The following is a 10,412-nucleotide window of genomic DNA, read 5'->3' as shown; positions in this document are numbered from 1 at the left end:
ACATGGCCGGCACTGCGTTTTTAAAGGGCGTCGGCTACGGTCGGCGCTATCCTTCCCCGCCCTGAAGGACGGGGCTTGCCGCGCCTTTTGGTCAATACAGCTGCGTCTTGACTCCGCTATGGTGGCGCTATGGTGAATAGAGGGGTGGGAGGATGGGTTGAGAGCGGCGATGGCAACAACAGACGTGACGGTGGTGGTGAAGATCGGCACCTCCAGCCTGACAGATACTCAGACCGGCTTGTTGCGTCTTTCGGTGTTGGGGCCGCTGGTGGAGGTGCTGACCCACCTGCGCAGGCAGGGGTATGCGGTGATCTTGGTCTCCTCTGGGGCGGTGGGGGTGGGCTGTGCTCGCCTTGGCTGGCGGCAACGACCGACGGCTATTGCCGAGAAGCAGGCGGTGGCTGCGGTGGGACAGGGGCGGTTGATCCGCCTTTACGATGACCTCTTCTCGGCTCTGAACCAGCCAATTGCCCAAGTGCTGCTCACCCGCGGCGATCTGGTGGAGCGCAGCCGCTACGTGAACGCCAATCGCACTTTTGCCCAACTGCTGCAGATGGGGGTTATTCCCATCGTCAATGAAAACGACACGGTGGCAGTGGAGGAGCTGAAATTCGGCGATAACGACTCGCTTTCGGCGTTAGTGGCCAGCATGGTGCAGGCCAAGTGGCTTATCCTGCTCACCGATGTGGACAAGCTCTATTCGGCTGACCCCAACCGAGATCCCTCTGCCCAGCCCATTGAGCGGGTGTTGCCCGGGATCCCGCTACAGGTGAAGGCCGAAGCCCAGGGGAAAAGCGGCTGGGGCACCGGCGGCATGGCCACCAAACTGACCGCTGCTCAAATTGCTACAGCTGCAGGGGTAACGGTGGTGATCACCAATGGCAAACGGCCTGAGCAGATCCCGGCAATTCTGGCCGGCGAGGCCATCGGCACCCGCTTTGATCCGGCTCCTCAGCCCGCCAGCGCTCGCAAGCGATGGATTGCCTACGGCCTCATCCCCGAGGGATCTTTGACTTTGGATGAGGGGGCGGTACGAGCGGTGTGCGAGCAAGGGCGCTCGCTGTTGCCGGCAGGGATCACAGCCATTTCTGGGGAGTTTGAGGCGGGGGCTGCCGTGCGCCTGTGCGATTCCAGCGGCCAGGAGGTGGCGCGGGGCCTGGTGAACTACAGCGCCGAGGAGCTGCGGCAGATTAAGGGCAAAAAAACCGCCGAGATTCCCCGCATCCTGGGCTACGAAGGGGTTGATACTGCCGTCCACCGGGATAACTTGGCCTTGCTCAATTGAGGCCATGGGTGAGGCCATGGGGGCGAGTCCAGGCGCGGTGCTCTGCACCACTAGCACGAATGGCTACAACGGCGGGATCCCAACGCCTATTCTTCCAACTGCCAGGGATCCTGAGCCAGCACCTCATCGAAAACCCGCGGGGGGCGCACGGCCATCAGCACCTGGCCCAGCAGGGGAGAGGAGGGCGAGTCTTCTATCCACTCCACCGCCAGGGATCCGGCCCGATCCACCAGGAAAAATCCCGCCATCTGAGCTCCCTCCCAAACCCGAGCGGCGCGATCGACCACCAGCAAAACCGGATCCTGTTCTTCACCGGCAGGCACCGGCAAACCCAACAGGGATCCCAAAAGCCGGTTTTCCACCTGAAGGATCACCGGATCCCCGGCCTTTTGAATCACTGGCCAAGCAGGCAAGGCCATCCAAGTCTGCTCCGCCGGGCTGTTGACCCAGCCAAAGGGCCCTTGGGGCTGGCTGGAGGGGATCCCTTCCCAGGCGGCAGTTTCAAGAGGCAGGGATCCGGCCACCGGCAGCAGTCGCGGCAGATCTTCTTCCAAGCGAAACACGGACAGCTTGGGCAAAACGCTGCGTTGGGGGCGGGAGCTGGTGGCAATCGTGGACAAGAGCTGCTCCACCTGTCGGCGGGCTGTATCACTGTGGACATACTGAAACGCTCGACCGATAGCCCGAGTTCGCTCCTGCAGATCGCGGGTTTGCTGGGCCGTTCTCCAGGCTTGATAGGCTACCGCATCGCCGGGGTGATCCGTAAACCCTTCCGGAAGCTGTTGGAGCTGGGCATAATTTTTCACGGCGCGGGCGATCTCATGAGCATCAGCGGCATTCAAATGGCGACTGAAGATAAATTCCGCCACCCGAACCCGATCCTGTGGAGAGAGAATGCGCAACTCGTAGAGGATATCGCTACCTTTGTGGGCAAAATGCTCCAGAACTGCTGGGCTGACTCCTGCTTTGGCTATCCCTTCGTAAACTTGGGCCGCAACAAGGATCTGGTTTTGGTGAATGGGCTCAAACCCCGTCGCCTCGAAGATGGCCTGGGGAGTCATTTTCTGTCGTTGCAAAGCTTGACAGGCCTTGGCCCAATCCAGCCACCGGCCCTCTTTGCGGCGCAGCCGCTCTACCAACAAGCTGGGATCCTCCTCCACGGCAGAAGGTTCCGGCAGATACTGACTCATGCTTGTTCTCCAACAGGCTGGACAGATCACCACTCCCCTGGTCCACAGCCCAGCAGAGCTGGCCGGGCATCTGGCCAAACTTGATCTTCAAACTTGATCTTAGGGCTGATAGCGGTTCTGGCCGAGTCCGGTCGCGACAGCGGGACGGAGTCCTTGGCGAAACTCTAGATCGCTGGGTCGCACAGCATCACCTGGGAAGGCTGTCCGCTCACCGGCAAGCAGTTCAGATCCAATTGCCAAAGCTGGAACTGGGGGGGCTTTTCTGCTTTGGGCACTTGCAGCCAAACCTTGCCTCTTTGGCCCACCTGCAACACCTGTGAGCCGTTAGGCACAGCTACTTGGGCCAAGGGATCCCCTTTTTCACTGTACAGCCAGAGGGAAGTGGATTGCTCGCCCTCTCGACACAGCAGCAGCACGCCCCAAGGGGCCTTGGCCATCTGGACAGGTTGCCCTTTCAAGAACCAGCGGCGCACCCGCAGCGGATTCACCTGCACCGAGTGGAGATAGGGGCAGCAACCTTGCTGGCCTTCCCTTCCCTCATCTGTTGCCGCAAAGAGCAACCGTTCTCCCAAGCTGATCACCCCCCTTTGGGGATCCAAGGGCAGGCGATAGCGAACGGGCTGGGATCCCGTCTGCAGAGACCAACCGGTCGCGACAGTGGGATGGTGTCCCTTGGGATAGGGCAAGAGGCTCATCTCCACCCACTGCTGCCCCACACCTGTCAACAAAACCAGATGCTCCGAGAGGGCCAGCAAGCGGGACAGGGATCCCTGCCAAGGCCAACGGAAATAACAGCGGGAATCGGGGAAAGGCTGTGTTCCTGTCGACGTGGCCGGCTGCCATTGTACGGCCCCCAACTCTTGGGCGGTGGCCCAGACCAGCTCCTGTCGCTCTGCCAGCCAGGTGGCCTGCCAATCCTCCTCAAAGCTGAGCAAGGTGCGGATGCGGCTGGGGCTGAGGTGCAAAAGGCTGCTTCGGGAGAAGGCCAGGGCTTCCGGGAAGGTGTTCAAGGGCAGCACCGCCCGAATTGGCTCGTCCAGGGAAAAACGGGCCAAAGCAGGGGATCCCAGGGCAAGGTTCTGGAGCTCCAGCCATTCCAGCCTCTGGGGGGTCACCCGCAACAGCAGCGGGGATCTGGAGCCGCTGGGATCCTCGCAGATGCAGAACTTTTGCTCGGCCAGGAACTCCATCCCGCCAGTGTCAACAGAGCCCAGATCCGGCAGATCCCAAACCTGTACCCCAGGGGGCGGCCATCTGGGCAGGCGAGGGCCAACCCAACAACTGGCCGGCTCTTGCCACTCTTGGGCAACCACCGCCAAAGCCGACCGCATTTGGGCAGCAGTGCGGAACCGCCGCAAGGGCAACTTGCGTAGGGCTATCTCCAGCACCTCCCGCAGCGGGGCAGGGATCCCTTCGGGACAGACAAACGGCTGGTTGAGGTGGGCGTGCATCAACTGGCCGGGGGATCCGGAAAAAGGCCGCCGGCCTGTCAACAGCTCCAGCAGGATGATCCCCACCGCGTAGAGATCCGAGGCAGGGCTAAACTGACCGTAGAAGCGCTCGGGAGCCATGTAGGCAGGGGATCCGGTGGCGCTGATCTCATCGGGAAGAGGCTGGGAGTGGCGGGCAATGCCAAAGTCTGTCAGCTTCAGTTGCCAGCCCTGGGGCGTGGGCTTGAGCAGGATGTTCTCGGGCTTGACATCGCAGTGGATCACCCCCTGCCGGTGGGCATGATCTAACCCGGCCAAAATCTGATCCACAAAGCCCAAAACCTGCTTGACCGGCAGCCACAGCCCCTGTTCCACCTGGTCGATCAGCTCCCGCAGCGTGCCTCCCTCGCAGTACTCCAACACCAGGTAGCGACCTTCGCGGGCATGTTCGAGGGCGTAGCAGCGGGTAATGTTGGGGTGGTTGAGGGTGAGCAGATGGCGCAGCTCCCGCAGCAGATTTTGGGTGGGAAAGCGCTCCGCCGGCAGCTCCTTCAGGGCCACCAGGTCTCCTCCTTGACGGGGACGGGCACAGAATACACGCCCGTACTGCCCTTGGCCGGCCAAACCCAACATTTGGTAGCTGTCGTGAATCGACTTGAGGGTACGGCTGCGTCGGGACACGGCCCTAGCCCACGAGGAATCAATACCGGCACTTTACATCTTTTTTTGCTCTTTTCGTTCCCGTCTTGGCTCAGGTTCCAGAACAACGAGCCCAGCAGCAGGTCTGCCGAACTCCCACCGGAAAGCCTAAGAGCCGGTCAACTGCTTGAGCAGCTCCGCTGCGTGGGTTTCCACCTTGACCTTGGTGATAACGGCCTCGATCTTCCCCTCCGGATCAATAACAAAAGTGGTGCGGTGAATGCCGTTGTACTCTTTGCCCATGAACTTTTTCGGCCCATAGACCCCGTAAGCCCTGGCCACCTTGGCCCCCTCATCCACCAACAGGGGGAAGGGCAGTTGCAGCTTCTGGGCAAATTTTTGGTGGGAACGGGCATCGTCGGCGCTCACCCCCAAGATGGCGATGCCGTGGGCTTGATAGTCAGCGTAGGCATCCCGAAAGCCGCAGGCTTCTTGGGTGCAGCCGGGGGTGTTGTCCCGCGGGTAAAAATAGAGCACCACCCGCTGTCCCCGCAACTGGCTCAAGCTGATGGGATTGCCCTCGGCATCGGGCAGGGTGAACTCCGGAGCCGGATCCCCAACGGCAAGGGGCATGGGTGGGATCCCTCCTCAGACCGATTTTTTGGGAGAGAGAATCATCGTGATGTTTCGCCCTTCCTTTTGGGGGGGCTGCTGCATTTCCGCCACTTCTTGTAAGTCTTTGAACAAGCGGTGCAGCAATTCTTCCCCCAACTCGGCGTGCTGGGCCTCACGACCGCGGAACATCACCGTGGCTTTCACCTTGTCTCCATCCCCCAAGAACTGTTGGGCGCTGCGCAGGCGCACGTTGTAGTCGTGCTCGCCGATGTTGTAGCGAAACTTCACTTCCTTGATCTCGGCAGTGTGTTGCTTCTTGCGGGCCTCCCGTTCTTTTTTCTCCTTCTCAAACTTGAACTTGCCGTAGTCCATGATGCGGCAGACGGGCGGGTCGGCCTTTTCGCTCACCAAGACCAAATCCAGATCTTTTTCTTCTGCCAGGCGCAGGGCCTCGCGCGGGCTCATGATCCCCAACTGGGTGCCGTCGGTATCGATGAGGCGGATTTTGGGGAAGCGGATGCGCTCGTTGATGGCCGGCAGCTCTGCACGCTGCTTGCGGGGGAAGCGGTCAGGTGGACGCTCTACGGTCAAGTTTTCCTCTCTCAACGAAATAACAACACAAGACAAATGCTAAGTAGGACTAGCCCCCTTCGGAGCAGTGCCGAACCCTGAGTTTGGACTCTCCAATCAAAGTCGGCCACTGGCCCGCAGGCCAAGGCAGGCTGCACCTATACTAACCGGCATTTTCCGTCTCTTTCTAGAGCCGTCAAGCGTTGTCAAGGCCCGCTCACTTGGGGATCCTGCCAGATTGGGGCAACAACCGCGGTAGGATACCAAAGTGGCGATCCTGATGGGATCAAAGGTTGTTTGTCGGTCAGCAGGGAGGGCAGAAGCGGTGCAGCTCGGTTTAACGGAACGGGAACTGACAGAGTTGGCCCAAAAGTCGGTTCAGCTCATCCTCAGCCCGCGGGAAGGAGATAGCGAGGCGCTGATCCAGTACAAGTCTTCGGCGGAATTTCGAGCGGGGGTGCATCTGGCCTGTGCGGCCATGGTGTTGGTCTTGGCCGAGAACAACGAGCGCCTCGGCCAGCAGTTGCAGGCTACTTTACAAAACTTATCTGCAGCCGTCGAGACACCCTCAGAGAAGGCTGCCGGAAGCTAGCCCAAGGATCCGCGAACGGGGGAGGAAAAGCCTTGGCTGAGGTGCGCAGCGAACGAGACTCAATGGGGGAGCGGCAACTACCCCAGTCGGTTTACTACGGCATCCAGACCGCCCGTGCCCTGGAGAACTTCCCCATCAGCGGCCTCAAGCCCCTGCCGGAGTATGTGGAGGCCTGCGTGCTGATTAAAAAGGCGGCGGCGGAGGTCAACGGCGAGCTGGGGTGCATTCCGGCAGAGGTGGCCAAGGCGATTGTCCAAGCGGCGGATGAGATCCTACAGGGATCCCTGCGGGATCAATTTGTGGTGGATATCTACCAAGCAGGGGCAGGCACCTCTCACCACATGAATGTCAACGAAGTGTTGGCCAACCGCGCCTTGGAGATCCTGGGGGAGCCCAAGGGCCGCTACGAGCGGGTCAGCCCCAACGACCATGTCAACTACGGCCAGTCCACCAACGATGTCATCCCCACCGCCATTCGTCTGGCTGCCCTGCTGCGGGTGCGACGGGATTTTCTGGGCACGCTGGACAATTTGGTAGCGGCGCTGGAGCAGAAGGCCCAAGAGTTTCGCGGCATCCTCAAGGCCGGTCGCACCCATTTGCAGGATGCGGTGCCAGTGCGGCTGGGGGATAGCTTCGGCGCCTACGCGGCCATCTTTGCCCAACACCGTCGCTGGATTGAGGAGGCCAGCCAGGCCCTGTGCAGCTTGGGGCTGGGGGGAAGCGCTGTCGGCACCGGCCTCAACACCCATCCCCAGTACCGGCAAAAGGTGGTGCAACGGCTGGCAGAGTATACCCAGTTGCCCCTCACCCCTGCTCCCCACCCCATGGCGGCGATGCAGAGCATGGCCCCCTTTGTGCATCTGTCGGGATCCCTGCGCAACCTGGCCCAAGATGGCATCAAGCTGGCCAACGACCTGCGGCTGATGGATTCTGGCCCCAAGACCGGCCTCAAGGAGATCCAACTGCCGCCGGTGCAGCCCGGCTCTTCCATCATGCCTGGCAAGTACAACCCGGTGATAGCCGAGATGTTGAACATGGTCTGTTTCCAGGTGATCGGGCTGGATACCGCCATCACCCTCGCAGCCCAAGCGGGGCAATTTGAGCTCAACGTGATGATGCCCCTGATTGCCTATGACCTCCTGCACAGCCTGCAGATTCTGAACAGCAGCCTGCGGGTCTTTGCCGAGCGCTGTATTCAAGGCATCACCCCCAAACCGGAGCGCTGCCGTAGCTACGCAGAAGGGACGCTGGCTTTGGTGACCGCCCTCAACCCCTACATCGGCTATTTGCAAGCTGCAGAAGTGGCCAAGGCTTCTTTGGAAACCGGCCAGTCCATTCGGCAGATTGTCTTAGAGCGCAACTTGATGACCCCGGAACAGGTGGCCAAGGTGCTGGATCTGGAGGCGATGAGCCAAATGCAGTCCTAACCCATTCGCTACAGTGGAGGCATACTGCTCCTGCCTGGCCATGACCATCGCCCCCTATCGCTGGCCCACCCAGCACGACTTGCCCGATACAGACGACACCCCCTTGGACAACGAGGATCAAGGCCGCCAATACCCCCTCCTCCGGGAACCGCTGCTGCTGCACTGGTCAGATCGGCAAGACTTTTTTGTGGCTTGCAATATGGGCCTTTACTACGCCCTACCCCGGCAGGTCATTGTTCCAGATTTGTTTCTGGTGCTGGGGGTTCCCCGTTGGCGGGATGGCACTGCCCGCAAAAGTTATGTGGTTTGGGATGAAGGGAATATCTTGCCTATTCTCATCTTGGAGATCATCTGCAACGACCAGGGGGAAGAAAAACCCGGACAAGCCAAATTCCAGCTCTACGAAAGGCGGCTGCGGATCCCCTACTACGTCACCTTCGAGCTAGAGACCGATGAGCTGAATGTTTATCAACTCCAGGGCGGACACTATGAGCTGCTCCCCGGCTCAGGCGCTGGAGAACATCCCCCAATTCTGTTGCCCGATTTGGACTTGAGTATCGGTCGGTGGTGGGGATCCTACGAGGGGCGAGAACGCTTTTGGGTGCGCTGGTATGATAGGGCAGGGCAATTGTTGCCTACGGGAGCTGAACTAGAACGGCAGCGGGCTGAATTGGAACGGCAACGGGCTGAATTGGAACGGCAGCGGGCTGAATTGGAACGCTCCCGAGCCGAACGACTGGCCCAGCGGCTACGGGAACTGGGAGAAGACCCTGAATTTTGATCAGCTTTTCCAGGGATCCCCAAAAAAGAAATCTCCACCTACCCCCTACACTGGAATCCTGGCATTCCAGGGGGACATGATGACCAGACAGCGACTCAGTTTGTGGACGAAGCTGGCCTATGGGGTGGGGGATCTGGGCACAGGCATGACGGCCAACATCCTCATCTTTTTCCTGCTGCCCTTTCTCACCAATACCGTTGGCATGTCGGCAGGCCTAGCCGGCAGCATCTACGCCATCACTCGCTTTTGGGATGCCATCAACGATCCCATCATCGGCATTCTCAGCGACCGCACCCGCACCCGTTGGGGCCGTCGCCGCCCCTGGCTGCTGTTTGCAGCCCTCCCCTTTGGCCTCACGTTCCTGGCCCAGTGGTGGATCCCTTTTCCCGGTCGGATTGGCCCCCTGTTTGCCTACTACCTGGCGGTGTCGCTCTTGTTCAATACCTTCTACTCTGCGGCCAATATTCCCTACGCCTCCCTGACAGCGGAGCTGACCCAGGATTACGACGAGCGCACCCAGCTCAATCAATTCCGCTTTGCCTTCTCTGTAGGGGGCAGCATGGTTGCGGTGGTTACCTTTCCGCTCTTGGTCAACCTGCTGCCGGATCGGGCTGCCGGCCATCTGCTGGCGGGAGCCTATTTTGGAGTGATCTCGGCTGTGCCCTTGCTGATCTGTTTTTGGGGGGTGCGAGAACGGTATCCATCCCAACGGGATCCCATGCCCCTGGTTCAACAACTGCGGGTGGCCTTCAGCAACCGCCCCTACCTGTTTGTCAGCGGCATCTACCTGTGTTCTTGGCTGGCGTTTCAGTTCACGGCCACGATCATCCCCTACTTCATCGTCTTCTGGATGGGCCTGCCGGAGGTGTGGATTTCCCTGGTGGTACTGGCGGTACAGGGGATCGCAGTGCTGACGCTGTTTGGCTGGACCCAACTGAGCACCCATCTGGGCAAGCGCACCATGTACCTTATCGGGGCGGGGTTTTGGCTGATCTCGCAGGCAGGCCTGTTTTTTCTCCAGCCCGGCCAGCAGGGGATCATGATTGGGCTGGCTCTGTTGGCCGGCATTGGGGTTTCTGCTACAGCCTATCTCGGCCCTTGGTCGATGTTGCCGGATGTGATCGATCTGGATGAACTACAAACCGGGGAGCGGCGGGAGGGGATCTTCTACGCTTTTATGGTCTTCTTACAAAAGGTGGGCTTGGCACTGGGGCTGTTTTTCGTGGGGCAAGCTCTGGATTGGGCCGGCTTCGTGCCTTCGGTGGCCGGAGAGGCCCTGCCCATCCAGCCGGAATCGGCTTTGTTGGCCATTCGCGTTGCCATTGGCCCCTTACCGGGAGTGGCTTTGATCGGCGGGATCTTGCTGGTGTGGTTCTACCCAATCACCCGGCAGCGTCATCAGCAGATCCTGATGGAATTGGAAGAAAGACGGCAACAATACCACCCCAGCACCGAAAGATCTCCTTAGACCGCAAAATAGGCTACGGTTTCTAGCGGCAGAGCAACTGGCGCAATTGCGGGGGTTTTGATCTTCGGCCCAGGCTACTCCTCTCTCAGGGGCCTGCAGGATTACCTCATCAATGGCCTGAAAAAATGGCCTGAAAATCGATCACTCCTTCATCTCGCGCTGGGGGCCGAATGAAGAAAATGCCGAGACCATTGCCTGATCATCACCTTGGCCCGCAGCCTGGGAATGGATGTCACTGCCGAGGGGATCGAAACCCTACAGCAACTGCACTTAATGAGGTTGTTGAACTGCGAGTACGGCCAGGGCTATTTCTTCGCCAAACCTGATACATTTACGCTGAACACTGCTGAACATCACTGTTCAACTATGCAGCGATAGCATTCTGTTTGTTTCCATTCGCGTTAGCGGGACGGAG

10 protein-coding genes are annotated in these 10,412 nt (G+C 59.9%); 6 read left to right on the top strand and 4 right to left on the bottom strand.

The genetic code is table 11. The annotated features are described in order from the left end of the window. Positions 1–169: 169 nt before the first annotated feature. The gene (proB, locus tag ACVWXF_RS13730; protein ID WP_457474668.1) at positions 170–1,285 is read left to right on the top strand and encodes a glutamate 5-kinase; all 1,116 of its coding nucleotides are present in this window, start codon (positions 170–172) and stop codon (positions 1,283–1,285) included. An 86-nt stretch (positions 1,286–1,371) separates the two neighbouring features. Here the strand turns inward: proB and raf1 are convergent, their stop codons facing one another. The 4 genes from raf1 to infC all read right to left on the bottom strand — a co-directional run bounded on the left by raf1 (position 1,372) and on the right by infC (position 5,699). Beyond that, on the bottom strand, positions 1,372–2,475 hold the full coding sequence (raf1, locus tag ACVWXF_RS13725; RefSeq protein WP_457474667.1) for a RuBisCO accumulation factor 1: 1,104 nt from the start codon (positions 2,473–2,475) through the stop codon (positions 1,372–1,374). A 164-nt stretch (positions 2,476–2,639) separates the two neighbouring features. Next, on the bottom strand, positions 2,640–4,586 hold the full coding sequence (locus tag ACVWXF_RS13720; RefSeq protein WP_457474666.1) for a serine/threonine-protein kinase: 1,947 nt from the start codon (positions 4,584–4,586) through the stop codon (positions 2,640–2,642). Positions 4,587–4,712: 126 nt separating this feature from the next. Further along, a complete protein-coding gene (bcp, locus tag ACVWXF_RS13715; protein WP_011432174.1) occupies positions 4,713–5,177 on the bottom strand; it encodes a thioredoxin-dependent thiol peroxidase in 465 nt (154 codons plus the stop codon). 15 nt (positions 5,178–5,192) lie between these two features. Beyond that, entirely contained in the window at positions 5,193–5,699 is a 507-nt protein-coding gene (gene infC, locus ACVWXF_RS13710; RefSeq protein WP_457388865.1) for a translation initiation factor IF-3, read from the bottom strand. 310 nt (positions 5,700–6,009) lie between these two features. Between infC and ACVWXF_RS13705 the strand changes: the two genes are divergently transcribed. The 5 genes from ACVWXF_RS13705 (at position 6,010) to ACVWXF_RS13685 (ending at position 10,375) form a co-directional block, all read left to right on the top strand. Beyond that, on the top strand, positions 6,010–6,321 hold the full coding sequence (locus tag ACVWXF_RS13705) for a hypothetical protein (protein ID WP_457474665.1): 312 nt from the start codon (positions 6,010–6,012) through the stop codon (positions 6,319–6,321). A 41-nt stretch (positions 6,322–6,362) separates the two neighbouring features. Further along, the gene (locus tag ACVWXF_RS13700) at positions 6,363–7,748 is read left to right on the top strand and encodes an aspartate ammonia-lyase (protein ID WP_414421493.1); all 1,386 of its coding nucleotides are present in this window, start codon (positions 6,363–6,365) and stop codon (positions 7,746–7,748) included. A gap of 40 nt (positions 7,749–7,788) precedes the next feature. Further along, positions 7,789–8,529: a Uma2 family endonuclease gene (locus tag ACVWXF_RS13695; RefSeq protein WP_011432178.1), complete on the top strand. Its 741-nt coding sequence runs from the start codon at positions 7,789–7,791 to the stop codon at positions 8,527–8,529. Between the two features lie 79 nt (positions 8,530–8,608). After that, entirely contained in the window at positions 8,609–9,997 is a 1,389-nt protein-coding gene (locus ACVWXF_RS13690) for an MFS transporter (RefSeq protein WP_457474670.1), read from the top strand. 225 nt (positions 9,998–10,222) lie between these two features. Further along, the gene (locus tag ACVWXF_RS13685; RefSeq protein ID WP_457474669.1) at positions 10,223–10,375 is read left to right on the top strand and encodes an EAL domain-containing protein; all 153 of its coding nucleotides are present in this window, start codon (positions 10,223–10,225) and stop codon (positions 10,373–10,375) included. Positions 10,376–10,412 lie beyond the last annotated feature (37 nt).

The sequence above is a fragment of the Thermostichus sp. MS-CIW-40 genome (assembly GCF_054058315.1).
The sequence above is the reverse complement of the archived record's forward strand: the minus strand, read 5'-3'. Positions and strand labels throughout refer to the sequence as shown.

Bases quoted from the DNA above. Each gene is read 5' to 3' on its own strand.
- proB (WP_457474668.1), top strand. From the start codon at position 170: ATGGCAACAACAGACGTGACGGTGGTGGTGAAGATCGGCACCTCCAGC.
- raf1 (WP_457474667.1), bottom strand. From the start codon at position 2,475: ATGAGTCAGTATCTGCCGGAACCTTCTGCCGTGGAGGAGGATCCCAGC.
- bcp (WP_011432174.1), bottom strand. From the start codon at position 5,177: ATGCCCCTTGCCGTTGGGGATCCGGCTCCGGAGTTCACCCTGCCCGAT.
- ACVWXF_RS13705 (WP_457474665.1), top strand. From the start codon at position 6,010: ATGGGATCAAAGGTTGTTTGTCGGTCAGCAGGGAGGGCAGAAGCGGTG.
- ACVWXF_RS13695 (WP_011432178.1), top strand. From the start codon at position 7,789: ATGACCATCGCCCCCTATCGCTGGCCCACCCAGCACGACTTGCCCGAT.
- ACVWXF_RS13690 (WP_457474670.1), top strand. From the start codon at position 8,609: ATGACCAGACAGCGACTCAGTTTGTGGACGAAGCTGGCCTATGGGGTG.
- ACVWXF_RS13685 (WP_457474669.1), top strand. From the start codon at position 10,223: ATGGATGTCACTGCCGAGGGGATCGAAACCCTACAGCAACTGCACTTA.